Origin of the sequence: Streptomyces sp. NPDC021020, assembly GCF_044333285.1 — a bacterium.
Lineage (GTDB): Bacteria > Actinomycetota > Actinomycetes > Streptomycetales > Streptomycetaceae > Actinacidiphila.
Map to the genome: position 1 here is coordinate 708,499 of NZ_JBIRQQ010000002.1, position 26,792 is coordinate 735,290.

Below are 26,792 nucleotides of genomic sequence, written 5' to 3' on the forward strand. Positions count from 1 at the left end.
GGACCGCGCTCAGTGCGGGAAGTGGCGGGGCAGCTCCGCGGTGAGCGCGGCTGTCGCGGGGGAGAGCCAGCGCCGGCGGTGGCGGGCCAACTGGACGGTGACGTCGGGGAAGTGCGTGCCGGGCACCTGCGTCAGCCGGCCCGCCGCGAGTGCGTCCGCGACGTTGGCGCGGGCCAGCAGGCTGAGGCCGAGGCCCGCGGTCACGCAGGACCTGGCGGCCTCCAGGCTGCCGAAGCGGGTGATCCGGGGCTGCGCGCCCTCGGCGGCGGTGAGCAGCCGTTCGATGAAGCGGTCGCTGTACGAGCAGCCCTGCTCATGCAGGAAGTAGTCCTCACGGGCCAGTTCCGCCCAGCCGGCGGGCGAGTCGGTGCCGCCGCGGGCGACCGGGTGGTCCGGGGAGCAGACGAGCACCAGCGGCTCGCCGGCCAGCGGCGTGCACTCGATGTCGCGGAAAGCCGCCTCGTCCTCCAGGAGGAGGGCCAGGTCCAGTTCGCCGGTCCGCAGCGCGGCGACCGCGGCCGCGGTGCCCATCGTGCGCAGGTCCACCTCGACGCCGGGGTGGCTGCGCCGCAGTGCGGCGATGACTCCCGGCAGCCGCGCGGACACCAGCGTCTCACCGGCCGAGAGCACCACCCGCCCGGTCACCCGCCCGCCCGCGCCGCCCGCCGAGGCGGCGACCGCCCGCAGCCGGGACTCGGCTTCCAGCACCGCCTCCGCCTGCGCCAGCACCTCGCCCCCGGGGCCGGTGAGCACGACCCCGCGCGGCAGCCGGTCGAAGAGACGCAGGCCGAGCTCCTTCTCCAGCGCCTGCACCTGGGCGGTGACGGTGGACTGGACGAGGTGCAGGTGCTCCGCCGCGGCGGTCAGGTTCCCGGTCCGGGCAACGGCGGCGAAGGTGCGCAGCAGACGGGTGTCCATGCCCTGCACCCTAGCCATTTACCATCGGACGGGCCGATGGATGTGATCGATATCGATCGTTGGTAAGGATGCCCGGGCGGTGCCACGGTAGGGGCATGACCTTGCAGACACGCCCCGAGATCCTGCGCTACACCGCCTTCACCACCGACCCCGCGGGCGGCAACCCGGCCGGCGTCGTCCTCGACGCGGCCGCACTGGACGATGCCGCCATGCTCGCGATCGCCGCCGAAGTCGGCTACTCGGAGACCGCGTTCGTCACCGCCGCGGACGACGGGGCGCGCCGCTTCCGGCTGCGCTTCTTCAGCCCGCTCGCCGAGGTCGCCTTCTGCGGCCACGCGACCGTGGCCACCGCGGTGGCGACCGCCGAGCGGATCGGCGCCGGCCCGCTCGTCTTCGACACGCCGGTGGGCGAGATCGCCCTGGACACCTCCGCGGGGCCCGCGGGCTCCGTGACGGCGACGCTCACCAGCGTTCCCACCCGCTCCCGGCCGGCGGACGACGAGGAGGTGAGCGCCTCCCTCGCGGCCCTGCGCTGGTCCGCGGAGGATCTCGACCCGGCGCTGCCCCCGCACGTCGCCTTCGGCGGGAACGACCACCTGGTCCTGGCCGTGGCCACCCGTGAGCGTCTCGCGGCCCTCGACTACGACTTCGACGCCCTGGCCGAGATCATGCACCGGCGCGGCTGGACCACGCTCCAGCTGGTGTGGCGGGAATCCCCGGAACTCTTCCACGCCCGCGACCCCTTCCCGATCGGCGGTGTCGTCGAGGACCCGGCCACCGGCGCCGCGGCCGCCGCCCTGGGCGGCTACCTGCGCACCCTCGGCGCCCTTCCGCCGTCCGGCGCGTTCACCGTCCGCCAGGGAGAGGATCTCGGCCGGCCCAGCCTGCTCCGCGTCGAGGCGTCCGCCGCGGACCCGCGGGTGCGGGTGAGCGGGCAGGCGGTGGTCCTCGCACGGTGACCACGGCCCGCCACTGCGATGTTCGATCTGCAATTTGCAGAATCGGCACTACAGGCTGTCGGGTGCGCTGACACCATGACAGACTGCTGTCCTGCCAGGGGAGTTGGCCCGGCACACACCCAGCAGTGAGGACCCGCGCAGTGGCGGGGCCGCTACGAACCGGAGGACGGCGTTGACCGAACAGGGCTTCCCTGTCGCGGAGATCGACACGAGCAGGCCGCACCCTGCCCGTATGTACGACTACTACCTCGGCGGCAAGGACAACTACGAGGTGGACCGCGAGGCGGCCCAGCGCGTCATCGACCTGGCCCCGGACATCGTGCCCATGGCCCGGGCCAACCGGGCGTTCATGCACCGCGCCGTGCGGTTCCTGGCCGAGAACGGCGTCCGGCAGTTCATCGACATCGGCACCGGCATCCCCACCGCCCCGAACACCCACCAGGTGGCACACGCGGTCTCGCCGGACGTACGGGTCGCGTACGTCGACAACGACCCGATCGTCGCCACGCACGCCGGGGCGCATCTGCTGGGCACGGGCAACACCGGCTTCTTCCTCGGCGACCTGCGGGACCCGGAGAGCATTCTCGGCCACCCGACCATCGGCGAGCTCATCGACCTCGACCGGCCGGTCGGCCTGATGCTCCTCGCCATCCTGCACTTCGTCCGGGACGACGAGGACCCCGCCGGGCTCGTCGCCGCCTACCGGGACGCCCTGCCCCAGGGCAGCTACCTGGTCCTCAGCCACGGGACCCAGGACTTCCACCGGGCCGACCCGAGGTCGTCGCAGGCCCGAGACGTCTACCGCGACAGGGGCGCCACCGCGACCCTGAACCTGCGCTCCTACGACGAGGTACGCGCCTTCTTCGGCGACCTGGAACTGATCGAGCCCGGCGTCGTCCAGCCGTCGCTGTGGCATTTCGAAGGAGCGGAGCCGACCGAGGCGGAACTCGCCCACATCGGCTTCTACAGCGGCGTCGGCATCAAGCGCTGAAGCAGGCGCTCCGTATATTTCGGCATACACAAACTACGGGCGCCGTAAGGGATATGGGAGGTAAGGTGCGGCGGCCGGCCACTCCGGCCGGTGTGCACCGGCGGCTCCTGCCGCCTCTTCGCAGCGGAGTGCTATGACCATGCGCAGGTCCCTCGCCATGCTCGCGGCGGCAGTCCTCGCCGCCTGCGGCGCCCAACTCGGCACGGCGGCGGCGGCACACGCCGTCAACCTGGACAACTTCGGCTTCGACGCCCCGTGGGGCGGCGGCAAGCAGCCGCAGACGCTCCCGCAGGACTACGACAGCGGCCACTCCTTCCAGCTGACCCGCCGGGGCGAGACCAACACCACCCCGGCACCCCTCAACGTCCTGCTGATGTACACCCTCGGCGCGCCGAAGCTCGACGGCACCGACGTGCCGGACATCCCGGCCGGCTTCACCTCCACCCTCGAAGAGGGCTCCTGCCTCCCGGCGGCCGCGGCCGCGACCGGCAGCGGTACGGCCGCGTTCCTCTGCGACATGGACGTGCTCGGCCAGGTGCCCTACGCCAGCTTCGGCGAGCACATAGGTGCCGACACCCCGGACGGCTCGGTCATCGGGGTCACGGCGACCATCGTCCCGCACAAGGACGACACGCTCGCGAAGATCCAGAAGGCGCAGCGGGCGGGCAAGCACTTCACCAGCACGACCGACCTCACCGCCGTCGAGTCGCAGGCCCGGGCGGCGCAGGACAGCGTGGACGTGCAGCCCACCGACTTCGGCGCGGGGCAGACGGCCACCGAGCGCGTCGCCGTCCACGCGGCGGACAACGGCACGGTGCCGCTTCGCGCCTCGTCCGCCACGCCCGGCGAGGTGTGGACCGACCCGGACGCCTCGTGGAGCGACGGCAGCCAGAACATCTTCCTGCCGCCCGGACTGAACGTCACGGCCGTCACGGGCGACGGCGGCGCGCAGTGCACCCTGGTGCCGGTCGAATACCAGAACACCTACAACAACTACAGCGCGAACACCTCCACCCTGGCGACCTGCGCGGTCACCCCGCAGACCACCGCGATCACCCTCACCTTCACGGCCGCGCCGGACCTGCCGCCGACCGCGGTGGAACTGACCGCGGACTACCGGGCGTTCGACAACACCATGACGCCGATCACCAGCTCCTCCGCCGACTTCACCGTCGGGCCCGCGCTCTGACCGCTCCTTCGACCCGCCCGCGGGCCGCCGGGCACACCTGCCCGGCGGCCTCGCGGGGGCCCTCCCGGCGGTGTGCGGCGCGTGGCGGTCGAGGTCGCCGTGAACTGCCGGACAACGCGAATGAGCATTTCGCTCCTGCGCACCACTGATAACACGGGAATCGGGAACTCCCCGGCCGCTGCAAGAATGCACCTCCGAGGGAGTAGGTCGAGCATTGGGCGACACGCACATTACTCGTCGTCGCCGTTATCGGTGTGGTGGGAACCGCCCTCGCGGCCGTAATCGCCGGGCTGTTCGTCACCGGCGGTGGGTCGACGCCCGCGATCCGAACGGCGACACCGGGTGGATCTTTGATTTCGACCCCACCGGGGACCAGGCGTACTTCCTGAACGGCACACCGCCGTTCGCCCCTATCGCGCCGAGCGACGGCAGTTGGCACATCGTGGACCAGGGAGTCGGGAGCGTCGGCGATGTGAACACCCCGCACACCATCTGTCTCGTCGACGCGTCACCCGCGTGCGTCAAGGTACTTCACGCGGCCAAGCCGAATGCGGACGACGACGTCAGTTTCAAGACGCTGCCCGTCGGCTGCTCCGTCGTGGATTCCGTCGATGTCACGGTGGCGGCGTATCCGTCGGAATCCCCGGGCATGTGATTCCAGGAGCGGGGACGGATTCCGGCGCGAGGCCGGGGTCCGCGGAGCAGCGGGGGTGGGGCGGACGTGGACGTGCCGGAGCGCGGTGGGCCGCGGGAGGATCTGTCGGAGGAGGCGTCGCATCTGGCGGCCGGTATCAGGAAGGCGATGCGCCCCTCGACGCCGAGGCCGTGGACCGGCACCGTTCCGGCGGACCCGCCCTGCCGGGCGTACCCGGCCGGCCGCCCTCCGCCCTCGCGCTGCTGGGCCGGGCCGAGGGGTCGCCGCTCGTCGTCGCCCGGTACGGCACCCGGCTGCACGCCTGGGACGGCGCGGGCGACGGGACCGAACCGGTCTCCCCGGCCGTCTCCGCCTTCATCCCGGATCCCGACAACCTGGGCCTGATCGCCGCCACCGTCCCCGACGCCGAGATCCTCCACTTCGGCAGCCTGCCCTCCGCCCCGCCGCAGCCCGGGGAGAGGGCCGCGCGGGCGGCGGCGCGCAGGACCGGGTGGCACGACGACACCGTGCTCTCGCTCGCCTCGGCCCGTACGCCCGGCGGCGGGATCGTGCTGTCCGGTTCGGCCGACCACAGCGCCCGGCTGTGGAATCTGCGCGACGGCTCCCTGCGCGGCGTGCTCGACCACACGGCCCCGGTCCGCGCGGTCGCGCTCGGCGGGCCCTGGCGCCGACTGCTCGCGGTCACCGCCACGGTGGACCGGGCCCTCGCGCTGTGGGACGCCAACACCGGCGAGTGCCTGCGGCACGAACCGTCCCTGCCGGCCGCCGCCCGCGGTGTCGCCTTCGGCTGGCTCTCCCGGCGGCTGGTCCTCCTCGCGGCCTGCGAGGACGGCCGCCTGCGGATGTGGGACGCCAGGACCGGTGCCCCGCGCGGGACCATCGACTCCCACGACGGGCCCGTGACCGCGCTCGCCGTGCACCGCGCGGCCGGCAGGGAGCAGTACGTGACCGGTGGTGAGGACGGCCGGGTCAGGGTCTGGGACCTCCGCCCCGTCCGCGCCGCACAGGCGTCGGGCCACTCCGGCGCGGTGCGCGCGATGTGCTGGACGACGGGCCCGGGCGGGCGCCCCGAGCTGATCACGGCCGCCGAGGGCGACGAGGGCGCCTGTCTCGTCGCGCGCCGCGCGCCCGACGGCGCCCTCCTCGGCGCCCCGTGGCGGGCGACGCCCGGTGTACGGTCCCTGCTCGCCTGCGGCGGCGGGGCCACGGGGCGCGTGGCGCTGCTGGACGACGGCGGGACGCTCCGGCTGTGGAATCCCGCGGAGGACATCGTGGTCCCCCTCAACGACGTCGCAGGGGAGGCGCCGGCGCCGATGACCGCGGTGGCGGTCGACGGCCGGGACGACTCCCGCCTGGTCTACGCCGACGCGGAGGGCACGGTGCGGCTGAGGGACCTCACCGCCGTGGAGACCGACCGCAAGGCCACCGCCAGGGCGGCGGCCTCCGCGTCCACCGAGGCCGCGGCCCCCGACCGCCGGATCGACCCGGACACCTTCGGTCCCGTGCCCGATCCGGACCCCGCCCGCGACGACGGCGCACCGGCCGCGCCGCCCACCGTGGTGATCCGGCTGGGACGGCCCTGCTCGCTGATCGGATACCACGCCGGCCGCATCGTCACCTGCCAGGACGACGGGCTGCTCCAGGCATGGGGCGGCGCCGGCCGCCAGGCCACCTGGTCCGCCCGCCCTTCGGAAGTCCCGATCGGCGTCCTCGCCACGGGCCGCTGGGGCGGGCACGACGTCGTCGCCCTCGGAACGGCGGACGGGGTCCTGCACGTGTACGACATCCCCTCCGGTGCCCACCTCGCGCACACCCGGACGCACGACGGCCCCGTGACCGCGCTCGCCTTCTTCCGGCAGGGGGACCTGACCGCCCTTGTCTCGGCGGGCGAGGACGGAAGGACCGTGGTGTGGGACGGGAACGCCCGCACGGAGACGCTCACCGGCCACGCGGAGGCCGCCTGGTGCGTCGCGGCCGCCGCGCACGCGCCGCTGCTCGCGACCGGAGGCGCGCAGGGGACGTTGTCCCTCTGGCGGCGCGAGCCGTAGGGCGCGGCGGCCAGGGGTCAGGCCAGGCCGGCCGCGATGGCGCGGCGCACTGCGTCGGCCCGGTCCCGGATGCCGGCCTTGGCGAAGAGGTTGTTGATGTGCGTCTTGACGGTCGCCTCGCTCACGAAGAGCTTCTCGGCGATCGCCCGGTTGGGCAGCCCCTGGCCGATCAGGGTGAGCACCTCGCGTTCGCGGGGCGTGAGATCGGCGGGCAGCTGCTGCCCGGACGCCGTGGGCCTCGCGCGGAGGGTGGCCAGCAGCCGGTCCTGGACCTCGCGGTCCAGGACGGACTGGCCCGCGGCGGCGGCGCGGATCGCGCGGACGATGTCCTGGCGTCCGGCGTTCTTCGTCAGATAGCCGCGGGCGCCCGCGCCGAGGGCGGCCAGGATCGAGTCGTCGTCGGCGAAGGTGGTGAGCACGACGACGGCGACCTCGGGGTGTGCGTCGCTCAGCCTGCGGGTGGCCTCGATCCCGTCGAGCACGGGCATGCGCAGGTCCATCAGTACGACGTCCACCGGACCGGCGGCGACCGCGTCCAGTACGCCGCTGCCGTCCGCGGCCGCCGCGACGACGTCGATGTCCTCGGTCAGGTCGAGCACCGCGGCGAGCGGTTCGCGTACGGCGGCCTGGTCGTCGGCGACGACCACGCGCAACGGCCGGGTGCCCTCGGGGGGTTCATTCGTCACAGGGTCACTCATCGCGGGATCACTGCCTCCACTTGCCAGCCGCCTCGGTCCGGTCCCTCGGTGACCGGTCCCGCGGTGAGGGTGCCGCCCAGCAGGGCGACGCGTTCGCGCATGCCGATCAGGCCCATTCCGCTGCCGACCCCGGCGTCGACCGTACGGGTGGCGGGCCGGTTGCGTACCGTCAGCGCCGTCGCTGAGGCCGTGAAGGCCAGCTCCACCCGTACCTCGCCGCCCGGGGCGTGCCGCGCGGCGTTGGTCAGGGACTCCTGGGCGATCCGCAGCAGATTCTGGGTCACCCGGGCCGGTACGTCCACCGGGGTGCCGGAGACGGTCAGGGCGTCGCGGTGGCCGGACGACTCCAGCATCGCGGTGAGGGTCTCCACCAGCGGCAGCGCGTCCTCGCGGAGCGCGTGCACGGTCCACTGCGCCTGCTTCAGGCTCTCCTTGACGAGGCTGTGGGCCCTGCCGTTGGCCGCCCTGACCTTCTCCAGATCGCCGGTGTCGAGCAGCGCGTCGGCCAGCTCCAGCTGCATGTTGATCCCGGCCAGCGTGTGCGCCAGGACGTCGTGCACGTCCCGGGCGATCCGGCCGCGTTCGGTGAGCACGGCGGCCTGCGCCTCGGCCCGGGCGGCGCGCTCCGCGCTCTCTGCCGCCGACAGCGCCGCGTCCACGGCCTGGTGCTGGGTGCGGTTGAGCATCCCGACCATGACCGGCGCGCCGGTGGTGAGACCGACGGCCCAGGGCAGCAGGTCGTGACCGGGCCCGACCTCGAAGTACAGGACGCCGCCGCAGAGCAGGCCGCAGGCCACCGCCAGGACGAGGGCCTGCCTGGCCGGCAGCCGGTATCCGATGTGGCCGGAGAGGAAGAAGGCGAAGAGGTAGCCCGTCCCGCTGCGGCTGACGCCGATCAGCGCGGCCGCCGCGAGGACGCCCAGCGACAGCCAGACGAGGGCGACACGCGGCGGGACCCTGCCGGGGGGCAGGCCCCGGGCCAGCAGCGCAACGCAGTTCACGGCGAACAGGACCGCGACCGCCAGTCCCCGCCCGCTGAAGCCCATCGGCCGGATCGTCAGGGCCCCGCTGACGATGACCGCCGCTGTCAGGGCCCACTGCACCCGGGGGTCCCGGCCCGGGACCGGCCGGGGCGCGGCCGGCGGGGGCGGGACCTGTCCGGGGGAGGGGGCGGTCTCGGCGGTGGGCACGGCCAGACCATAACTCACGGTCGGACCGCGACGCGGTCGGAGGCGGCGGCGGGCTGCCCTGCGGTCAGCATCCGGCTGCGGACGAAGATCGTGGCCAGCCGGGTGACGACCTCGGTGAGCGCCATCAGGACGAAGGCCGCGACCCACGCCTGGTCGCTGGTGATGTGGTGGGCGATGCTGAACCGGGCGACGTCGTCGCCGCCGCCGTGCTCGGTCCACAGCTGGAAGCCCATCCGGGCACCCATGCCGAGCACCCACAGGACCGCGGAGACCGCGCCCGCCTTGATCAGGATGTGCTCGCCCGCGGCCCTGACCCGGGTGTAGACGCCGCCGGCGACCCCGAGTACGGCGCCCGCGCCCATGAGCACCCCGACCAGCACCAGGTCGTTGCCCCCGGTGGGGACGGAGTCCAGGTACGCGTGGGCCACGAAGGCCACGATCCCCAGCGGGATCAGGAAGGTCCTGAGGTCCAGCCGGCCTTCCCGCAGCTGCCGGAAGACGACGAGGATGAGAGCGATGTCGGTGATCCACTCGGTCGTTGTCATGCCCCCAAGCCTGTTCTCACCGGGCCCGCGACGCCTGGACCCACGGGTGGAACCCGGGGTGGAGAAGCCCCCGGCGGGCCGTCGCCCCGGTCGCCCCGCAACCCTGTTGACCGCCCCGCCGGGCAGTGCTTGGGTCGGCGCGTGGACAGCGTCTCCGCCAACCGGCGGTTCTGGAACCGGATCAGCGGCGCCTACCAGCACGAGCACGACCCGCGGATCGGCGCGAGGCCCCGGCTGTGGGGCATGTACTCCCTCCCCGACGCGCGTCTGCACGCGCTGGGCGACGTCACCGGCAAGCGCGTCCTCGAACTCGGCTGCGGCGCCGGCCAGTGGTCCAGGGCGCTCGCCGCCGAGGGCGCCACCGTCGTCGGGCTCGACCTGTCCGAGGCCCAGCTCGCCGCGGCGGCCCGCACGAGGGGAACGGCCCGCTACCCGCTGGTGCAGGGCGCCGCCGAACGCCTCCCCTTCGCCGCCGACACCTTCGACCTGGTGTTCTGCGACTACGGCGGACTCAGCTGGGCGCCCCCGCAGCTTGCTGTCCCGCAGGCCGCACGCGTACTGCGCCGGGGCGGGCGCCTGGTGTTCAACGTCGCCAGCCCGTGGTTCGAAGCCTGCTACGACGAAGCCGCCGGCCGTGTCACCACGACGCTCCAGCAGGACTACTTCGGGCTGGACACCGTCGACGAGAGCGACGGCGCGACCAGCTACCAGCTCACCTACGGCGACTGGATCAGGGTCCTGCGCGGCGCGGGTCTCGTCGTCGACGACCTCATCGAGCCGCGGCCCGACCCCGGAACGGCCAACGGCTACAACCGGACCGACCCGCCCGACTGGGCACACCGCTGGCCGGCGGAATCACTCTGGGTGACCCGCAAACCGTGAGCACCGCCGCACCGGAGCCGCGTCGGACACACCGTCACGAGATGGTGCCGGTGGGGCTGGTGTGACGGAATCGGGGGAGGAGTGCCCGGTCGGCGCGGGTGCGGCCCGGTGGCGCGTGATGCCGGGCACTTTGGCGTATTGACAGGTGCATGACCTTCGGTGACGCTGTACTGCCGCCCCAAGTTCCTCACCCGGCCCAGGGCGGCGCCTTGAGCATCCTGAACCCCACGAAGGAGCCAGCATGCGCAGATCCCTCTCCCGCGTCGCCACCGTTGCGCTGGCGGCGGCCGCCCTCGCCGCCCCCGCCGTACCGGCCGGCGCGGCCGCCGCACCGGAACTGTCCTTCCGCCCCCTGCACTACAACATCAACGGCTACAACTGGGGCGGGTACGCCGCCACGGGCAGCGGCTTCACCTCGGTCTCGGCGACCTGGACCGAGGCGAACGCGACCTGCAACTCCAGCAACGACCTCTACGCCCCCTGGGTCGGCATCGACGGGTACGGCTCGTCCACCGTGGAGCAGACGGGGGTGGCGACCGACTGCTCCAGCGGCCGGCCCGTGCACCAGGCCTGGTACGAGATGTACCCGGCGAACCCGGTCTACCTGAGCCTCAGTTCGTACCCGGTCTCGGCCGGCGACCACATCACCGCCCAGGTGACCTTCGCCGGAAGCAACAAGTACACCCTGAAGCTCACCGACTCCACGCGCGGCTGGACCTACACCACGACCAAGTCCCTCTCCGCGAAGCGGCTCAGCGCCGAGGTCATCATCGAGTCGCCGACCGGGGCCTACCCGAACTTCGGCACCCTCAACTTCACCTCGGCCACCGTCAACGGAAGCTCTCTCGGCTCCTTCGGCCCGGTCGCCCTCGACCCGTCGAACGGCGCCTACGAGGCCCGTACCGGCGCGCTCGGCTCCAACGGCACCAGCTTCAGCGAGACGTACCTGCGCGAGTAGCCGCCCCGGCTCCGGGGCGCCCACCCGCCCGGGGCGCCGGGTACGCGCCCGGCCCCCCGCCTCCTGACCGAGGCGGGGGGCCGGGCGTGCGGGGTTCCCGTTGCTCAGCCCTGGGCGGGGTTGGAGTGGACGACCGGTTCGACGTAGGTGCCCGGGTGGGTGGCCGCGCTCTGGTCGAGCACGGACTGCTCGCCCCACTTCACCGAGAGCTGGTGGGTGTCGTTCGGCGGGGTGATCAGGAGGGAGGTCGCCTTGAACTCCGTGCCGTCACCGGACTCGTAGGGCAGGTAGTCGACGGCGAAGTAGGCCTTGCCGCCGGGTGCCAGGGTGACCGTGGCCGGGGAGGCGGACTTGCGGGAGAGCGACCAGTGGTGCCCGTCGGAGGCGATCAGGTCGACCCCGGGGAAGCCGTGCATGGTGCAGGAGGCGGAGCCGGTGTTGGTCAGCTCGATCACCTCCGCTCCCTGCGAGCCGACCGACTGGGCCCCGCTGCCCGCCGCGACGGCGCCGCTCAGCCCGTCGGCGTGGCAGATCCCGCTGCCCGAGCCGGAGTCGGAGCCACTGCCCGAGCTGGAGCCACCGCCGGAGTCGGAACCGCTGCCGGAGCCGTCCTTCGTGGCGGCGCTGTCCGAGGCGGAGGGGCTGGCGGGGGCCGCGGCGGAGGTCGAGGCCGAGGGACTTCCGGCGGCGTCGCTCGTCCCGCTGTCGTCGTTGCCGCCGCAGGCGGTGAGGGCGAGCGCCGCGGTGACGGCGGCGGCCGCCATGATCGAGGCCTTCTGAACACGCATGGTTTCCCGTTCATTTGAAGAGCAGCGGCTCTCAGTGAGCGCTTACGCACTTCTACACGCAAGATCGCCGGGCGCGGTTGGGGCTCGGCGCGGATTACCTGATGTGTCGAGTGACACATGTTCAGGGGCGGTCGTGCAGGGTGTGCGAGAGCCCGCTCAGGGTGACGTCGACGACCGTGCGCAGTTGCTCCCGGCCCGCTCCGGCCCGGCTCAGCACGGCCAGCGACTGGTTGACCGCCGCGATGTACACCGCGACGTCGTCGGCGGCGGCCTCGGCCAACTCCGGTCCGGTCAGGGCGGTCCGCAGCCGGGCGCGCTGGGATTCCAGGGCTTCGACCACCCGCGCGGCGATGGCGGGGCCGAGTACCGACGCCGCCATCGCCGTCTGGGCGACCAGGCATCCGGTGGGCACGTCGGGGTCGGCGATGCGCCCCAGGGTGACGTCGAAGAACGCCCGTACGGCCCGGAGCGGTTCCTCCGGGGCGGGTGCGAGTGCCCGGTCGTACCTGGCTCCGTACCGCGCGGTGTAGCGGTCCAGGCAGCGCAGGTAGAGCGACTCCTTGTCGCCGAACGAGGAGTAGAGGGAGCTGCGGTTCAGCCCCGTGGCCCGGGAGAGGTCGTCGAGGGAGGTGTCGGTGTACCCGGCCCGCCAGAACTGGACCATCGCCGCGTCGAGCGCGACGTGCACGTCGAACTGCTTCTTCCCCGCCATCGCGCATGCACCTCGTTCGTGGGCCGGGTCAGTGTGGCCCTGCCCATCTTATCTTGAACTGATCAGTTCAAGATGTGTTAGGTTCCGGCCATGACCGACACCGGCACCGCTCCGAACAGCTCCCGCGACCGAAACCCCGTCCCCGGGTTGGCACTTCACGACCTGGCGGGCTTCACGCACCGCTGGGTCGAGGCGGAAGGAATCCGGCTGCACGCCGTGGAGGGCGGCCCACCCTCCGGCCCCGCCGTCGTCCTGCTCGCCGGATTTCCGCAGACGTGGTGGGCCTGGCGAAAGGTGATGCCCGTCCTCGCCGGGCGATCCCGCGTGATCGCGATCGACCTGCCGGGGCAGGGCCATTCCGACCGCCCGCGAGACGGCTACGACACGCACACCGTCGCGTCGCGCGTCCAGGCCGCGCTGACCGCGCTCGACGTGCCGAGGTGCTGGCTCGTCGCCCACGACATCGGCGCCTGGGTCGCCTTCTCGCTGGCCCTGACGTACGAGGACCGCCTGCACGGCGCCGTGCTGCTCGACGCCGGGATTCCCGGCGTCACCCTCCCGGACTCCATCCCGACGGATCCCGAACGGGCCTGGAAGACCTGGCACTTCGCCTTCCACCTGGTGCCGGAACTCCCCGAGGCGCTGATCCGCGGCCGCGAGCGCGACTACGTCGACTGGTTCCTGCGGGCCAAGGCGCTGTCCCCGGAGACCTTCGACGGCGCCGAGGTCGACCACTACGCCGCCGCCGTCGCGGCCGAGGGCGGGCTCCGGGCGTCCCTCGCCTACTACCGCGAAGCCGCGGAATCAGCGCGCAGGAACCGTGCCGCGCTCGACCGGGCCCACGTGGGCGTCCCGGTCCTGGGAGTCTCCGGCTCCCACGGCTCGATCCCCGACATGGCCGCGTCCCTCGGCCCCTGGGTGAAGAACGTGACGGGCGTCGTCGTTCCGCAGTCCGGACACTTCATTCCCGAGGAGCAGCCCGACGCGACAGCGGCCGCGGTGGCCGCCTTCGTCGACCACGAGAGCGCCGGATAGCCCGGCGCCGGGTGGCGGTGGGCGCAGTGAGGGCGCGGACCGTCGCCGGGGGTGGTGTTACGCCGGGTTGTCGGCGCGGGGGCCGACGGGGGCGTTCGCCCGGGTCAGGGTGCTGGTGCCCTTCACGGTGAGCCAGCTCGTGCGGTACGTCGGCAGGGCGGTCGGCACGACGCGGGGGTCGGGCTGGGCGCTGGTCGGGACCGGGGTGAGGTAGAAGTCCGCCTGGACCCGCTCCTCGGTCACGTCCAGGACGGAGAAGCCGTGGCCGACGCCGTCGAGGTAGCGGACCCACGGGTTGACCTGGCGCGAGGAGGAGATGAGCTGCTCCACGGTGGCCACCACCTCCTCGGGGGTGACCGCGGGGTTCCGCGCCTGGAGCAGGGGGGCGACCTGCTCGTAGAAGCCGTCGGAGGTGACGGACGGCGTCACGAACTCCACGGCGGCCGGTGTGTAGCCGGTCGTGCCCGGCGCCGTGGCCCCCGCGGTGGAGGGGATCTCCGTCGCCCACGAGGAGTGGATGTCCCCGGTGAGGACGACGACGTCGCCCGGCGACGCGGCGTAGGCGGCCGTGACCGCCGCCTGGTCGGCCTGGTAGCCGTCCCACTGGTCGGAGTTGACCAGCAGGGCGGTGTCCGGCAGCGGGCCGCCGTTGCTCTCGATCGCGGTGGGGGCCATGGCGGCCGCGGGGAAGCGGACCGGCGTCTGCACGACCTGGTTGCCGATCAGGTGCCAGCCGTCGTCGGCCCTGAGCCCCGCCTTGAGCCATGCGAGCTGCTCGGGCTCGGGAAGATGCCGGGAGGGGTCGGCGAGCTCGGCGTCGGTCCGGTCGGTGAGCCCGGGGAGGGCGGTCGGGATGAAACCGCCGCCCTGGGCGGTGAAGCCCGGGAAGTCGACCTGCCGGCTGCGGTTCTGGCGGGTCTCCAGGACGGAGAGCGAGCCGAGCGTGCCGAAGGTGAAGCGGCGGAAGAAGCGGGTCCCGCGGTGCGGCACCCGCCGGCTCTGGTCGGGCAGGCGGAACGGCATCCACTCCAGGTACGCCTGGTAGGCCGCGCTGCGCCGGGCGTGGAACTGCGCCGCGGTCGTGCCCGCCGCCTGGTTCTCGGCGCCCGACTCCCAGGCGTTGTTGGCGACCTCGTGGTCGTCGAAGATCGTGATCCACGGGTGGGCGTTGTGGGCGGCCCGGGCGTCCGGGTCCGCCTTGTGGATGGCGTGGCGCAGCCGGTAGTCCCGCAGCGTCAGGAGGTTGTTCGCCGGCTCCGCGTCGCGGACGCCGACGAGGGCGGCGGGGCCGTAGCGGCCGTCGGGGTCGGAGGCGTCCGAGACCGGGCCGTTGGGGTATTCGTAGATGTAGTCGCCCAGGTGGAGGACGAAGTCCAGGTCGTCGCGGGCGGCGATCTGGCGGTAGGCGGTGAAGTAGCCGCCGGTGTAGTTGGAGCAGGTGACCAGGGCGAAGCGGAGGGCGTGCGACCTGCCGGGGACGTCCGGCGCGGTCCGGGTGCGTCCGACGGGGCTGGTCTCGCCCGCGGCCCTGAAGCGGTAGAAGTACCGGGTGTACGGCCGCAGGCCCTCGACGTCGACCTTGACGGTGTGGTCGCTGTCCGGGTGGGTGAGGTAGCTGCCGTGCCTGGCGATCCGGGTGAAGTGGCGGTCGCGGGCCACCTCCCACGTCACGTGCGTACGGGAGCCGAGGCCGCTGCCCGGGGTCGCCACCGGGTCCTTCGGGCCCCTGCGGGGCGGGGTCACCCGGGTCCAGATGACGACCGCGGTGCCGGTCGGGTCGCCGCTGGCGACGCCGTAGCCGAACACGCCCTGGTGCGCGGGGGCGGCGGCCGCCTCGGCGTCGAAGGACCGGGCGGAAAGGGTGAGGGCCAGCGCGCCCGCCGTGACGGCCGCACCCTTGAGCGTGGTGCGGCGGGTCAGGGGGCCGTGAGAGGAAGGAGTCACGAGCGGAACGTGCCAGCGGTGGATGAATACGGGCGAGGGCTCACGGTGAACAGCCGGTGTGGGCGGGGAGAACAGCGGTGGACCTGCTTCACCCGCCGACGAGCCGCGGTGGGGCCGTCCGTACGCCGGTCGGGGTGGCCGGGTCGAGCGCCGCCGCGACGACCAGCGCCTCCAGGTCGAGCATCAGGGCGTGCACGTCGTCGGCGGACACATGGTGGGTGTCCACCTGGATCTCCAGCTCCACCGTGTCCGCGGCCGCGCCGACCTGGACCATCAGTGTGTCGAGGTAGGTCTCGAACGGCTTGCCCCAGCGCAGGGTGCTCGCGGCCCGCGCGGCTTCCAGCTCCTGCCGGGAGGGCGGCACCTGAGCGGGGGGTTCGACACCCGCGCCGATCCTGCGGTCGTTGAACAGGCAGGAGGTCTCGACGGTTTCGCCGCGCTCCCGGTCGATCCGGGCGCGCAGCTCGTCCAGCGCGTCCGGGTCGTAGTAGGCGTGCTTCGAGCACAGGGCCAGGGCCCGCCGGGTGCGGTCCACGACCTCGTCGAAGGGGGCGTCGGCGACGTCGACCATGAACAGGCCGTTCACGGACAGCGGGTGGGACACGCCGGCCAGCCCGGGCCGGAAGCGGTTGCTGACGACCACCTGGATCAGGGCCGGGGTGATGCCGGTCAGCCGTGCCACCGCGACCGCGTACGCGGCGAGCAGCACCGAGGACGTCGCGTCGCCGGTGCGGGCGGCCACGGCCCTCGACGCCAGGTGCAGGGCGGGGGAGGTGAAGACGGCGAGCCGGTAGCGCGGCTCGCCGCGGTCGACGCGCGGGCCGAAACGCCGGGGTCCGGCCGCGCGCAGCAGGCGCTCCCAGTGGCGCAGTGAGATGTCGTTCTGCCGCCGGGCGGACGGCGTCCGCTGCAGTGCGGCCAGCTCCAACGGGCCCGTCGCGGGAGCCGGTTCGGCCGGCTCGCCGGTGATCCGGTCCCGTTCGCCCAACTCGCGCAGCATGACGGCGATGCCGCCTCCGTCGGTGGCGATGTGCGAGATCGTCACCACCACATGGGTGACGCCGCCCCGGCTGCGTACGGCGGCCATCCGGATCGGCCACTCCTCGGCGTGGTCGAAGGGCGTCGCCTCCCACCGTTCGGCCAGCTCCCGGGCGACCTGGTCCGGGTCGCCGCCGTCCGGGGTGTCGACGATCCCCAGCACGGCCCGGCCCGAGCCGGCCACCTCCTGGACCAGGCCGCCGTCCGCCCCGGTCCGGATGCGGGCCCGCATCGAGGCGTAGCGGCAGAGGAAGAACCGCAGTTCCGCCGCGAGGTCGTCGACCGTCCGGCCGTCGGTGACGGGCACCGCGCCGCCCATGCTCATCGATGTGCCGGCCTGCCGCATCAGCGTCCAGACCTTGCGCTGCCCCCAGGTCAGTGCGCCGACCCCGGCGCCCGGCCCGTCGAAGGCCACGACGACCTGGTCCGTCATCCGCGCCCCGCCCAGCATCGTCCCCGGTACCGGTCCAGCCATCGGCCGCCGCCTCCTCGAAGTGTCCGCCGCTCCCCGACACCAGCCGGGTCATCTTGGGGCGGGCGCTCCCGGCCCCGCAAGACTTTGAGGAGATTCAGCAAGAACTGCAACCATGCGAAGGAAGCAGCCGTCACACCACGATCATGCGCTTCATCTCTGACGCTGCGACAGCCCGGCGGGCGCCCGGGGCGGCGGCTCCCGGCCGGGTCAGGAATCCGCCGTGCCGTCGCGCGGGTTGAGCATGTCCAGCACCAGGCGGACGACCTCGTCCGTGCCGGCCTCGGCCAGCGCCCGGAAGGCGCCGCCGTGGCGGGACAGGACGATGCCGACGAAGGCGGCCACCGTGAGTTCCGCCCGCAGCTGCGGCCGGTCCAGACCCTCGCGGGTGAACCGCTCGCGCAGCGGGTCCACGAGTCGCCAGTGCAGCTGGTCCACGGCGGTGGCCTGGACCTCGGGGTCCTCCAGCGGGGCGACCGCGGCCCGGAAGACCGGGCCGGGGCCGCGCCGGTCGACGCGGTCGACCAGCATCAGATTGCGTTCGGGCTCCAGCAGGTCGGCCGGCCGGGCGCTGGCCCGGTCCAGGTCGAGCACGGCGATGTACAGCTGCGCCTTGCCGCCGAAGTAGCGGGCGATCAGGGCCGGGTCAACGCCCGCGCGCTCGCCGATCTCCCTGGTCGTGCTGCGGTCGAACCCGCGTTCGGCGAAGAGGCCGGCCGCCGCCTCCAGCAGCAGCTGCCGGCTGCGGGCGGAGTCCCGCCGTCTGGGGGGGCTCACCGGCCGGACCGGTGCGGTGTCGCGGTGGCGATGTCCTCGGCGCTCTCGGCGTCGGCGATGCTCTCGTCCATCAGTTCCTCGTCCACGGTCACGGGGGTCACAGGGCGCTTCCCGGCGGCGGACCGCCTCGGCAGGACGATCGCGACGACACCGGTGACCACCCAGATCGCACAGCCCAGCCAGGCGGCGGCCTGGTAGCCGCTGTTGGCCGGCAGTATCCGGCCCGGGGCGGTGTGCGCCTCCAGGACGACGGCGCTCAGCACGCTGCCGGTGGTGTAGCCGATGGTACGCAGCACCTGGTTGAAACTGATGGCACTGCCGGTCTCGTGCGCGGGCACGGCGTTGACGATCAGCCCCGGCATCACCGCGAAGGTGCAGCCGACGCCGAGTCCCGCGATGCCCATGACCACGAACAGCTCCCACAGGCTGCCCCGGGCGAACAGGAACATCACCATCGACAGCAGCGAGATCAGACAGCCGATCGGCAGCACCATCGCGGTGGAGGTCCGCCGGGTCAGCAGCGGCACCAGCTTGCTGGAGGCGACGCTGGCGGCGGAGAAGGGCAGCAGTACCAGCCCGGTCACCAGCACCGACGTGCCGAAGCCGTAGCCGGTGGCGCTCGGGGTCTGCACGAAGCGGGTGACCATCGACATCAGCATGTACATCGCCACGCCGGCTATCAGCCCGGCGACGTTGGCGGTCAGCACCGAGCGGTTGCGCAGCGTCCGCAGGTCCACCAGCGGGTGGGCGGTGCGCAGCTCGTGGAAGCTCCAGCCGACCAGCAGCGCCAGCGCGAACAGGACCAGTCCCAGCACCCGCGCCGACGTCCAGCCCCAGACCTCGCCCTCGCTCAGCGCGAGCAGCAGCGACGCCAGTCCGACGGCGAGCAGCGCCGCCCCCGGGGCGTCCAGCGGCCGCTTCTCCCGCGGGCCGACCGCGGGGACGACCAGCGCCGCGGCCAGCAGCGCGAGGCCGCTGATGATCGCGCCGAACCAGAAGCCCGCGTGGATGCCCAGCGACTCGGTGATCAGCCCGGTGAGCGGGTAGCCGAGGCCGACGCCGGCCACGGTGGTGATGGACAGCATCGCCACCGCCGGGCGCGACCGCTCGGGCGGCAGCACGTCGCGCGCGGTGGCGATGGCCAGCGGGACGAGCCCGAGGCCCACCCCCTGCATCCCGCGTCCGGTGACGAGGTAGCCGAAGCCCAGCGGCAGCGCCGCCAGCACGCTGCCGGCCAGCACCGTGGCGAGCGACCCCAGGACGACCCGGCGGCGGTGCGGCCCGTCCCCGAGGCGGCCCATCACGGGGGTGGCGACCGATCCGACCAGCAGCGTGATCGTGAGCGACCACTGCGCGTCGGTCAGGGACACATGGTCCACATCGGCGATGGTCGGGACCAGCGGAGCCCCCAGGCTGCTGATCAGCGCGACCACTGTGCCGAGGAACACCAGTACCGGAACCAGTGCGCGCTGCCGCAGGTCGGACCCTGTATGTCGGCCGGTCATCGACGTTCTCCCCACACTTGTCATCACGTGATGTCTTCATACGATGACATACCTGGGGTGCGAGTCCCAAACGCGGGCGGCCGTGGCCGGGGGAAGCTGCTCCCCCGGCCACGGCCGGATCCGGTCCTGTGCGGCCTCACCCCACCAGGGCGGGGGCCTGCGCCGACTCGGCCGCGCCCCCGGAGGGCTCCGCGGTGCGCGCGCCGCGCCGGGGGAGGAACGCCATGAGGGCGGCGACGACGGCGAGCGCGCCGACCATCCAGAGCATCGCGTGCTCGAAGGCGCGGACCGGGGTCGAGCCGGTGAAGGCGACCGAGACCAGCGCCAGGCCGAACGCGTTGCCCAGCTGGTTGGTGGTGTTGATCAGGCCGGAGGCCGAGCCCGCGTGCTCCTGCGGCACGTCGGACAGCACCGCGTCCGTCAGGGGCGAGAAGATCATGCCCATTCCCAGGCCCATCACCAGCAGCGGCAGCGCCATCTGCCACGAGTGGACGGAATGCCCGTAGCGGGCGGCCTCCGCGATGTAGAGGAGGGCGCCGCAGGCCGTGACCAGCGCCCCGGCCTGGAGCACCAGACGGCCGAAGCGCGGCACCAGCAGCTGGACCGACATGCCGGCCGAGGCCGAGCACGCGACGGTGAACGGCAGACCGGTGAGCCCGGCGTGCAGCGGGGACCAGCCCAGCGCGATCTGCATGTAGAGCGTCCAGACCAGGAAGAAGAGGCCGCACGCGGCGCCGAATATCAGCTGGACGCCGATGCCCGCGGCGAAGCTGCGGGCCCGGAAGAGGACCAGTTCGACCAGCGGGGAGCCGTCCCTGACCGCCTTGGCCCGCTCGTAGCGGACGAATCCCGCGAGCACGGCGAGCCCGCCGGCCATCATCGCGTAGCCCCACAGCGGCCACCCGTTCTCCCGGCCCTGGACCAGCGGGTACATCAGCAGCAGCAGACCGGCGGTGGCCAGCGCGACGCCTGCCAGGTCGAGCCTGAGCGCCTGCGGGGCCTTCGACTCGTCGATGAAGCGGCGGCCGAGGAGCAGACCGGCGATGCCGAAGGGCAGGTTGATCAGGAAGATCGGCCGCCACTCCAGCCCGAGGATGTCCCACTGGGTGAGCAGCGCGCCGAGCAGCGGGCCCGTGACCGCCGCCAGGCCGATGATCGCGCCGAACATGCCGAAGACCTTGCCGCGCTCCTCGCCGGAGAAGGTCGCGTGGATGATCGACAGCACCTGCGGCACCATCAGCGCCGCTGTCACGCCTTGCAGCATGCGGGTCGCCACCAGCATCTCCGGGTTCGCCGCCAGCCCGCACAGCAGCGACGCGACCGTGAAGCCGGCCGTCCCGATCAGGAAGACGCGCTTGCGCCCGTAGATGTCGCCCAGCCGCCCGCCGGTGATCAGGCCGACCGCGAACGCCAGGGCGTAACCGGCGGTGATCCACTGCACCGCGCTGAAGCCGGCGCCGGTGTCGCGCTGGATGCTGGGGACGGCGATGTTGACGATGGTCGCGTCGACCAGGTCCATGAAGCTCGCCGTCATCACGACGGCGAGGGCGATCCAGCGCCTGCGCTCGGTATTCATTCCTGGGGGCTCCTGCCTGCCTCGTTCGCTGACAGGTTCTACGCTAGGGGTCATGTAGGACAGCTGTTGTCCTACAAGGCGCGGACTGTGGAAAACATGACGGACACCCCGGCACGACTGCTGAATCTGCTCTCCCTCCTGCAGACCCCGAGGGAGTGGTCCGGTACGGAACTGGCCGAACGGCTGGCGGTGAGCACCCGCACCGTACGGCGGGACGTGGACCGGCTGCGCGAGTTCGGCTACCCCGTCGAGGCCACGATGGGCTCGCTCGGCGGCTACCGGCTCGTCGCGGGCAAGGCGCTGCCGCCGCTGCTGCTGGACGACGAGGAGGCGGTCGCCATCGCCGTCGGCCTGCGCGCGGCGGCGGGCAGCGCGGTCGACGGCATCGAGGAGGCGTCGCTGCGCGCCCTGACCAAGCTGGAGCAGGTGCTGCCGTCGCGGCTGCGGCACCGCGTGGGCACGCTGGGCTCCGCGGTGGTGACGATGACCGGCGGCGGCCCGCGCGTCGAGCCCGCCGCCCTGACCGCCCTCGCCGGGGCGATCGCCAACCACGAGAGCGTCCGCTTCGCCTACCGCGCGGGCGACGGCGCCGAGAGCCGCCGGCACGCCGAGCCGCAGCGGCTGGTCGCCAGCGGGCGGCGCTGGTACCTGGTCGCCTGGGACCTGGCACGCGACGACTGGCGCATCTTCCGGGTCGACCGGCTCGCCGACGTCACCGCGACCGGCGCCCGCGCGGCGCCGCGGGCGCTCCCCGCCGCCGACGCGGCGGAATTCGTCGAGTCCAAGCTGCGCGGCCTGTGGCCCACGGCGCCGGCCGTGGTGGACGTCGACGCCCCCGCCGACGTCCTGCGGTCCAGGCTCGGCCGGGCGCCCGGCGAGGTCGACGCCCTTCCGGACGGCACGTCCCGCTGGCGGGTGGACGCGGACCGTGTCGACTGGATGGCGGTGCGCCTGCTGATGCTGGACCTGCCCTTCCGCGTCCAGTCGCCCCCGGCCCTGATCGAGCGCCTGCGCGCCTTCGCCGAGCGCGCGCACGAGGCGACCCGCTGACGCGGCGCGCGGCGGCGCCGCGTCAGGACGCCGTCACGACGATCTTCCGCCCGCCGTGCAGCCCCTGTTCGAGGCGGCGGTGCGCCGCGGCGACGGTGCCGAGGGAGAACACGCCGTCGTCGACGGCGGGCCGCAGCGCGCCGAGGCGCACACCCGCCTCCAGGAAGGCCGCCATGCGCCGCACCGCGGCGGCGTCGAGGGTGTGCTCGAAGCTCCGGTAGCTGTGGATCGTGAGCGGCGGGCCCGCGGGGAAGGGCGTGGGCCGCGGGTCGAGGAAGCCCGCGACCACCAGCGTCCCGCCGGGGCGGGCCGCCCCCAGCAGGTCCTGCCGGCCGGGGCCCCCGACGAGGTCGAGGACGATGTCCGCGCCCGCCCCGCCGGTGTGCCGGCCGACGGCCTCGGCGACGTCCTCGCGGTCGGTCGCGACGACCGCGGCGGCGCCCGCCGCGAGCAGCTCGTCCTCCCGCGCGGCGTGCCGGGTGACGGCGACGGGCACGGCGCCGATCTGCCGGGCGATCTGCATCGCCGCCCGGCCGACACCACCGGACGCTGCGGTGACGAGGACGTGGTCGCCCGGGCGCATCCCCGCCTTCTCGACGAGCGCGCCGTACGCGGTGGAGAAGGCGACCCAGACCGCGGCCGCCTCGGTGGTCCCGAGCCCGGCCGGGCGGGCGACGACGCGGCTCGCGGGGAGCGTGGTGTATTCGGCGTAGCTGCCCCGGACGTGCGCGTCCGGGACGGCCGCCAGGATGACCGCCGCGCCCTCCCGCAGCCCGGTGACCCCGGGCCCGAGCGCGTCGACGACGCCCGTGCCCTCGACGCCGAGGCGGGCGTGCGGCAGGGGGACGGGGGCGGGCGAGGCGCCGGACCGCATCATCGCGTCCAGCGGATTGACCGCGAACGCCTCGATCCTGACCCGGACCTCGCCCGCCGCGGGTCCCGTGAGGGGCTCCTCGACGACGTGCATGACCTCCGGCCCGCCGAACTCGTCGAACACGACGACTCGTGGCATGGTGACTCCTCCTCATCCGGTACTGCTCGGCCGATCGGGAGAAACGCTACGGAGCCCCGCGTTACCTCCTGGTACCTTCGACTGTCATGCAGAACGTGGACGGGGCGACCTCCCTCGCCGACTGCCCCACCCGGCTGGCGGTCGAGATCATCTCCGACAAGTGGGCCGTGCTCGTGCTCTTCGGCCTCAGCCAGGGACCCCGCAGGCACGGCGAACTCGTCGACCTCATCGGCGGCGTCTCGCGCAAGGTCCTCACCCAGACGCTGCGCAGGCTCCAGCAGTACGGCCTGGTCGACCGGCGTGCCGAGGCGCCGAGGCGGGTCGAGTACCGCCTCACCGACCTCGGCCGGACCCTCGTCGAACCCATCGAGGTCCTGACGGACTGGGCGCGGGAGCACGGCGGGGACATCGCCGACTTCCAGGAGGCGGCCGAAGCCGCCCGCCCGTCCCCGGCGGCCTGACCGCCCGCCCCGACCCGTCAGAACGTCTCGACGTATTCCTCCGGCGGCCCCAGCTCCGGCCGGTCGCGCAGGTCGACCGCGTCGCCGAACCGCTCCAGTTCCAGCACGGTGACGGTGTTGCGGCCCGTGGTCAGCAGCGGCGCGGGCACGTACAGCGTGGTCTGCGGCCCGGTCTCCCAGTAGCGGCCCAGCAGGGTGCCGTTGATCCAGGCGAAGCCCTTCGCGAAGCCGGGGAAGGCCAGGAAGGTGTCGGCCGGTTCGGGCGCGGTGAAATGCGCGGTGGCGAATCCGGCCCGGCCCGCGGGCGGCGCGGCGGCGGGGGCGCGGCGGACGTCCGCGGGGGTCCACTCGTCGAGCGGCAGCCCGTGCGTCCGCCAGGTGTGGACAAGGCGCCGGTCGATCCGTACGCCGCCGAGGATGCCTTTGCCCTGGCCGAGGAGCGGGCCGTAGTTGATCCGGCCCTGGTTCTCCACCAGCAGGTCGAGGCGGACGGGTGCGCCGGTGCCGTGCAGGGTGAGGGAGGAGGTCTCCTGGTCGAGGATCCCGGCCGGCGCGCCGTCCACGAAGACCTGGGCGCGGTCGTGCAGGCCGTGCACGCTGAGTTCGTGCGGCCCGGCGGGGACGCGCGGGAGGGCCCGGTGGAGCAGCAGGCCCGTCGGCTGGTCCAGCTCCTCGAAGCTCGGCGGCGCGGGGGAGCGGACGGCGGGCCCGGCCATGGCGGCCAGGCCTTCCAGCAGTCCGGCACGCGGTACGGGGCGCAGGGTACGCGGGGCCAGCAGCACCGGCGCGGGCGGCGGGGGAGCGGCCTCGGCGCCGGTGAGGGCCAGCAGGCGGTCGCGCAGTGCGAAGAACTTCGGGGTGAGGGCGCCGTGCTCGGCGATCGGGGCGTCGCTGTCGTAGCTGGTGACGGTGGGTTGCAAGCGGGTGCCGTCGTGGTTGGCGCCGGACGTCAGGCCGAAGTTGGTGCCGCCGTGCGCCATGTAGAAGCTCACCGAGCCGCCGGCGTCCAGGATCCCGGACAGCGTGTCCGCGGCGCTCTGCGGGGAGCGGACATGGTGGTTCTCGCCCCAGTGGTCGAACCAGCCGCTCCAGAACTCCGCGCACACGAACGGCTCGCCGGGCCGCCGCCGGCGCAGCGCGGCCGCCGCGTCCGCGGGCTTCGACCCGAAGGTGGCGGCGGCCGGCACGCCCGGGAGCATGCCGGCGTCGAGCATCAGGTCGGTGGGACCGTCGGCGGTGTAGAGCAGCTCGGTGACGCCCCGTCCGGTCAGGGCGTCCCGCAGCCACTCCAGGTAGGCGGCGTCGTCTCCGTAGCTTCCGTACTCGTTCTCCACCTGCACGGCGACGACGGGTCCGCCGCGCCCGGCCTGCGCGGCGGCGATCCGCGGGATCAGCTCGTCGAACCAGCCGGCCACCGCGTCCAGGTAGGGGCCGTGCGAGGTGCGCGGACGCATCCCGGGCACGCCGGTCAGCCACGCGGGCAGGCCGCCGTTGTCCCACTCGGCGCAGATGTACGGGCCCGGGCGGACGATCACGTCGAGGCCCGCCTCCTGGGCCAGGCCGAGGAAGCGCCCGAGGTCGTGCCACCCGTCGAACCGCGGCCGCCGCCCGCGCCGGGGCTGGTGGAAATTCCAGGCGACGTACGTGTCCACGGTGTTCAGGCCCATCGCGGCCAGGCGCGCCAGCCGGTCGGCCCACTGCTGCGGATGCACCCGGAAGTAGTGCAGGGAGCCGGAGAGGATCCGGTGCGGGCGGCCGTGGCGCAGCAGCTCGCCGTCCCGCCAGGACAGCGCCGGGGCCGCGCCGGGTGCCGCTTCCCCTTCGCCCGGGGGAGCCGCCGCGGGGTCCGGGGCCGCCCGCGGGCGCGGCGGGCGGCCGCTCAGCGGCTCCGGCCCGCCCCGCGACCCGTCGGGCCCGCCCCGCGACCCGGGCCCGCGCCGCAACTCGTCCGGGCGTACGACCATGCCGCGGAACGCCACCGATATCGCGTCATCGCCCGAGGAGTTCACGGGCCACCCCCTTCTCCGACGCCCTGGCGGGCCTCTGCGCCAGGCTTGCGCCTCACTCTGGCACGAGATGTTATCGATGCCAATCAGCTGCCCCCGCCGGCCCGCGCCCCGCGGGGCGCAGCGGCTCCCGCCAGGCGGTGGGAGCGGTAGCATGGCGCCGAGGAAGGGGCCCACATGGTGCGGGAGTCGGGCGGGAGCGGTGCTTCCCGGCCGCCGGGGATGGCTGACGTCGCCAAGGCCGCGGGGGTCTCCGCCCAGACCGTGTCCCGGGCGCTGGGCGGGCATCCGAACGTCCGGTCCGCGACGCGCGCCAGGGTCGTGGCCGCCGCCGAGCAGCTCGGCTACCGCAGGAACAACGCCGCGCGGGTGCTGTCCTCCGGCCGCAGCCGCACCGTCGGGCTGGTCACCCTGGCGACGGGCTTCCCCTCGCAGGCGGCCCTCCTGGCCGGCGTCGAGCGCGCCGCGCACGAAGCGGGCTACAGCGTGAGCACCGCCACCACCGCCTCGCTCGACACCTCCGCGATCGAGGCCGCGCTGCTGCGGCTGGCCGAACAGCACGTGGAGGGCGTCGTCCTGGCGGTGCCGCTGATCCACGTCAGCCCGCGCATCGAGCAGCTGACGGCCGCGGTGCCCACCGTCACCATCGACGGCTCGCGCACCGCCGCCACCGAGGTCGTCGCCGTGGACCAGGGCAGGGTGGCCGAACTGGCCGTCCGCCACCTGCTCGGCCTCGGCCACGAGACCGTTTGGCACGTGGCGGGCCCGCAGGCGTGGCTCGACGCCGCGAGCCGCGCCGCCGCCTGGCGCTCGGTGCTGGAGGCCGAGGGCCGGGCGGTGCCCCCGCAGCTGGACGGCGACTGGTCCGCGGCCTCCGGCTACCGCTGCGGTCTGATCCTGGGCAAGATCCCGGACGTCACGGCGGTCTTCGTGGCCGGCGACGAGATGGCCTTCGGCGTCGTCCGGGCACTGCACGAGCTGGGCCGGCGGGTGCCGGACGACGTCTCGGTGGTCGGGGTGGACGACATCCCGCTGGCCGAATACTGCTCGCCGTCCCTGACCACCGTGGCGCAGCCCTTCGCGCACATCGGCGCCCTCGCGGTCGGCCACCTGCTGCGCCTGGCCGGCGATCCCGGCGCGGCGCGGGAGTCGCCCACGGTGGAACCCGAGCTGCGGGTCCGCGCCAGCAGCGCCCCGCCGCCACCCGCGCGCTGACCCGGTCCTCGCCTCCCGCCTGCGACGGCGTGGCATCGATAACATTTTTGCGCGATGCCCCGGCCGGGAAGGCCTTCGGCGAGCGCCCGCCCGGCCACGGCAGCGGCCCCGGCGGCCGGGCCGACCGCCGCCCCGCGCCCGCACCTTGATCGCCGCCGCCCACGGCCC

24 protein-coding genes are annotated in these 26,792 nt (G+C 73.8%); 11 read left to right on the forward strand and 13 right to left on the reverse strand.

Annotation, left to right across the window (positions count from 1 at the left end; genetic code table 11):
* Window positions 1–9 precede the first annotated feature (9 nt).
* Window positions 10–918, reverse strand: coding sequence for a LysR family transcriptional regulator (locus ACH4SL_RS07425; protein WP_398442460.1), 909 nt, complete (start codon window positions 916–918; stop codon window positions 10–12).
* A 95-nt stretch (window positions 919–1,013) separates the two neighbouring features.
* On the opposite strand from ACH4SL_RS07425, the gene ACH4SL_RS07430 reads away from it, so the two are divergent.
* From ACH4SL_RS07430 to ACH4SL_RS07450, 5 genes are all read left to right on the forward strand, one after another.
* Complete coding sequence (locus ACH4SL_RS07430; protein ID WP_398442461.1) at window positions 1,014–1,877, forward strand: PhzF family phenazine biosynthesis isomerase; 864 nt, start codon at window positions 1,014–1,016, stop codon at window positions 1,875–1,877.
* Window positions 1,878–2,049: 172 nt separating this feature from the next.
* The gene (locus ACH4SL_RS07435) at window positions 2,050–2,868 is read left to right on the forward strand and encodes an SAM-dependent methyltransferase (protein WP_398442462.1); all 819 of its coding nucleotides are present in this window, start codon (window positions 2,050–2,052) and stop codon (window positions 2,866–2,868) included.
* 133 nt (window positions 2,869–3,001) lie between these two features.
* Entirely contained in the window at window positions 3,002–4,057 is a 1,056-nt protein-coding gene (locus ACH4SL_RS07440; RefSeq protein ID WP_398442463.1) for a hypothetical protein, read from the forward strand.
* A gap of 214 nt (window positions 4,058–4,271) precedes the next feature.
* On the forward strand, window positions 4,272–4,712 hold the full coding sequence (locus ACH4SL_RS07445) for a hypothetical protein (RefSeq protein ID WP_398442464.1): 441 nt from the start codon (window positions 4,272–4,274) through the stop codon (window positions 4,710–4,712).
* Between the two features lie 170 nt (window positions 4,713–4,882).
* Window positions 4,883–6,760, forward strand: a complete 1,878-nt coding sequence (locus ACH4SL_RS07450; protein ID WP_398442465.1) for a hypothetical protein — start codon at window positions 4,883–4,885, stop codon at window positions 6,758–6,760.
* A 17-nt stretch (window positions 6,761–6,777) separates the two neighbouring features.
* Here the strand turns inward: ACH4SL_RS07450 and ACH4SL_RS07455 are convergent, their stop codons facing one another.
* From ACH4SL_RS07455 to ACH4SL_RS07465, 3 genes are all read right to left on the reverse strand, one after another.
* On the reverse strand, window positions 6,778–7,446 hold the full coding sequence (locus ACH4SL_RS07455; protein ID WP_398442466.1) for a response regulator: 669 nt from the start codon (window positions 7,444–7,446) through the stop codon (window positions 6,778–6,780).
* A gap of 8 nt (window positions 7,447–7,454) precedes the next feature.
* Entirely contained in the window at window positions 7,455–8,561 is a 1,107-nt protein-coding gene (locus ACH4SL_RS07460; RefSeq protein ID WP_398442704.1) for a sensor histidine kinase, read from the reverse strand.
* Window positions 8,562–8,662: 101 nt separating this feature from the next.
* Window positions 8,663–9,193: a hypothetical protein gene (locus ACH4SL_RS07465; RefSeq protein ID WP_398442467.1), complete on the reverse strand. Its 531-nt coding sequence runs from the start codon at window positions 9,191–9,193 to the stop codon at window positions 8,663–8,665.
* 141 nt (window positions 9,194–9,334) lie between these two features.
* Here ACH4SL_RS07465 and ACH4SL_RS07470 point away from each other — a divergent pair, with 141 nt between their 5' ends.
* Both ACH4SL_RS07470 and ACH4SL_RS07475 read left to right on the forward strand, forming a co-directional pair.
* Window positions 9,335–10,075 (forward strand): class I SAM-dependent methyltransferase, encoded by a 741-nt coding sequence (locus tag ACH4SL_RS07470; RefSeq protein ID WP_398442468.1) that lies wholly within the window; start codon window positions 9,335–9,337, stop codon window positions 10,073–10,075.
* Between the two features lie 241 nt (window positions 10,076–10,316).
* On the forward strand, window positions 10,317–11,033 hold the full coding sequence (locus tag ACH4SL_RS07475; protein ID WP_398442469.1) for a G1 family glutamic endopeptidase: 717 nt from the start codon (window positions 10,317–10,319) through the stop codon (window positions 11,031–11,033).
* A 104-nt stretch (window positions 11,034–11,137) separates the two neighbouring features.
* Here the strand turns inward: ACH4SL_RS07475 and ACH4SL_RS07480 are convergent, their stop codons facing one another.
* Window positions 11,138–11,821, reverse strand: coding sequence for a DUF4232 domain-containing protein (locus ACH4SL_RS07480; protein ID WP_398442470.1), 684 nt, complete (start codon window positions 11,819–11,821; stop codon window positions 11,138–11,140).
* A 121-nt stretch (window positions 11,822–11,942) separates the two neighbouring features.
* Window positions 11,943–12,533, reverse strand: coding sequence for a TetR/AcrR family transcriptional regulator (locus tag ACH4SL_RS07485; RefSeq protein ID WP_398442471.1), 591 nt, complete (start codon window positions 12,531–12,533; stop codon window positions 11,943–11,945).
* A gap of 90 nt (window positions 12,534–12,623) precedes the next feature.
* On the opposite strand from ACH4SL_RS07485, the gene ACH4SL_RS07490 reads away from it, so the two are divergent.
* Complete coding sequence (locus tag ACH4SL_RS07490; protein WP_398442472.1) at window positions 12,624–13,568, forward strand: alpha/beta fold hydrolase; 945 nt, start codon at window positions 12,624–12,626, stop codon at window positions 13,566–13,568.
* 57 nt (window positions 13,569–13,625) lie between these two features.
* On the opposite strand, the gene ACH4SL_RS07495 is transcribed toward ACH4SL_RS07490, so the two are convergent.
* The 5 genes from ACH4SL_RS07495 to ACH4SL_RS07515 all read right to left on the reverse strand — a co-directional run bounded on the left by ACH4SL_RS07495 (window position 13,626) and on the right by ACH4SL_RS07515 (window position 20,934).
* Entirely contained in the window at window positions 13,626–15,512 is a 1,887-nt protein-coding gene (locus ACH4SL_RS07495) for an alkaline phosphatase D family protein (protein ID WP_398442473.1), read from the reverse strand.
* 88 nt (window positions 15,513–15,600) lie between these two features.
* Window positions 15,601–17,025 carry a condensation domain-containing protein gene (locus tag ACH4SL_RS07500; protein ID WP_398442474.1) on the reverse strand — a complete coding sequence of 475 codons (1,425 nt, stop codon included), beginning with the start codon at window positions 17,023–17,025 and terminating at the stop codon, window positions 15,601–15,603.
* A 207-nt stretch (window positions 17,026–17,232) separates the two neighbouring features.
* Window positions 17,233–17,799, reverse strand: a complete 567-nt coding sequence (locus tag ACH4SL_RS07505; protein ID WP_398442475.1) for a TetR family transcriptional regulator — start codon at window positions 17,797–17,799, stop codon at window positions 17,233–17,235.
* The gene (locus ACH4SL_RS07510; protein WP_398442476.1) at window positions 17,796–19,304 is read right to left on the reverse strand and encodes an MFS transporter; all 1,509 of its coding nucleotides are present in this window, start codon (window positions 19,302–19,304) and stop codon (window positions 17,796–17,798) included. The genes ACH4SL_RS07505 and ACH4SL_RS07510 overlap by 4 nt, the downstream gene beginning before the upstream one ends.
* Before the next feature lie 136 nt (window positions 19,305–19,440).
* Window positions 19,441–20,934 carry an MFS transporter gene (locus tag ACH4SL_RS07515; protein WP_398442477.1) on the reverse strand — a complete coding sequence of 498 codons (1,494 nt, stop codon included), beginning with the start codon at window positions 20,932–20,934 and terminating at the stop codon, window positions 19,441–19,443.
* A 42-nt stretch (window positions 20,935–20,976) separates the two neighbouring features.
* On the opposite strand from ACH4SL_RS07515, the gene ACH4SL_RS07520 reads away from it, so the two are divergent.
* Complete coding sequence (locus tag ACH4SL_RS07520; protein WP_398442478.1) at window positions 20,977–21,930, forward strand: helix-turn-helix transcriptional regulator; 954 nt, start codon at window positions 20,977–20,979, stop codon at window positions 21,928–21,930.
* A 22-nt stretch (window positions 21,931–21,952) separates the two neighbouring features.
* Here the strand turns inward: ACH4SL_RS07520 and ACH4SL_RS07525 are convergent, their stop codons facing one another.
* Window positions 21,953–22,942 carry a zinc-dependent alcohol dehydrogenase family protein gene (locus ACH4SL_RS07525; RefSeq protein WP_398442479.1) on the reverse strand — a complete coding sequence of 330 codons (990 nt, stop codon included), beginning with the start codon at window positions 22,940–22,942 and terminating at the stop codon, window positions 21,953–21,955.
* A gap of 86 nt (window positions 22,943–23,028) precedes the next feature.
* Between ACH4SL_RS07525 and ACH4SL_RS07530 the strand changes: the two genes are divergently transcribed.
* A complete protein-coding gene (locus tag ACH4SL_RS07530) occupies window positions 23,029–23,403 on the forward strand; it encodes a winged helix-turn-helix transcriptional regulator (RefSeq protein WP_398442480.1) in 375 nt (124 codons plus the stop codon).
* Window positions 23,404–23,420: 17 nt separating this feature from the next.
* Here the strand turns inward: ACH4SL_RS07530 and ACH4SL_RS07535 are convergent, their stop codons facing one another.
* The gene (locus ACH4SL_RS07535) at window positions 23,421–25,412 is read right to left on the reverse strand and encodes a glycoside hydrolase family 35 protein (RefSeq protein WP_398442481.1); all 1,992 of its coding nucleotides are present in this window, start codon (window positions 25,410–25,412) and stop codon (window positions 23,421–23,423) included.
* A gap of 174 nt (window positions 25,413–25,586) precedes the next feature.
* Between ACH4SL_RS07535 and ACH4SL_RS07540 the strand changes: the two genes are divergently transcribed.
* Window positions 25,587–26,624, forward strand: a complete 1,038-nt coding sequence (locus ACH4SL_RS07540) for a substrate-binding domain-containing protein (protein ID WP_398442482.1) — start codon at window positions 25,587–25,589, stop codon at window positions 26,622–26,624.
* Window positions 26,625–26,792 lie beyond the last annotated feature (168 nt).

Bases quoted from the DNA above. Each gene is read 5' to 3' on its own strand.
- ACH4SL_RS07425 (WP_398442460.1), bottom strand. From the start codon at position 918: ATGGACACCCGTCTGCTGCGCACCTTCGCCGCCGTTGCCCGGACCGGG.
- ACH4SL_RS07430 (WP_398442461.1), top strand. From the start codon at position 1,014: ATGACCTTGCAGACACGCCCCGAGATCCTGCGCTACACCGCCTTCACC.
- ACH4SL_RS07440 (WP_398442463.1), top strand. From the start codon at position 3,002: ATGACCATGCGCAGGTCCCTCGCCATGCTCGCGGCGGCAGTCCTCGCC.
- ACH4SL_RS07465 (WP_398442467.1), bottom strand. From the start codon at position 9,193: ATGACAACGACCGAGTGGATCACCGACATCGCTCTCATCCTCGTCGTC.
- ACH4SL_RS07475 (WP_398442469.1), top strand. From the start codon at position 10,317: ATGCGCAGATCCCTCTCCCGCGTCGCCACCGTTGCGCTGGCGGCGGCC.
- ACH4SL_RS07480 (WP_398442470.1), bottom strand. From the start codon at position 11,821: ATGCGTGTTCAGAAGGCCTCGATCATGGCGGCCGCCGCCGTCACCGCG.
- ACH4SL_RS07485 (WP_398442471.1), bottom strand. From the start codon at position 12,533: ATGGCGGGGAAGAAGCAGTTCGACGTGCACGTCGCGCTCGACGCGGCG.
- ACH4SL_RS07490 (WP_398442472.1), top strand. From the start codon at position 12,624: ATGACCGACACCGGCACCGCTCCGAACAGCTCCCGCGACCGAAACCCC.
- ACH4SL_RS07500 (WP_398442474.1), bottom strand. From the start codon at position 17,025: ATGGCTGGACCGGTACCGGGGACGATGCTGGGCGGGGCGCGGATGACG.
- ACH4SL_RS07510 (WP_398442476.1), bottom strand. From the start codon at position 19,304: ATGACCGGCCGACATACAGGGTCCGACCTGCGGCAGCGCGCACTGGTT.
- ACH4SL_RS07515 (WP_398442477.1), bottom strand. From the start codon at position 20,934: ATGACCCCTAGCGTAGAACCTGTCAGCGAACGAGGCAGGCAGGAGCCC.
- ACH4SL_RS07520 (WP_398442478.1), top strand. From the start codon at position 20,977: ATGACGGACACCCCGGCACGACTGCTGAATCTGCTCTCCCTCCTGCAG.
- ACH4SL_RS07525 (WP_398442479.1), bottom strand. From the start codon at position 22,942: ATGCCACGAGTCGTCGTGTTCGACGAGTTCGGCGGGCCGGAGGTCATG.
- ACH4SL_RS07530 (WP_398442480.1), top strand. From the start codon at position 23,029: ATGCAGAACGTGGACGGGGCGACCTCCCTCGCCGACTGCCCCACCCGG.
- ACH4SL_RS07540 (WP_398442482.1), top strand. From the start codon at position 25,587: ATGGTGCGGGAGTCGGGCGGGAGCGGTGCTTCCCGGCCGCCGGGGATG.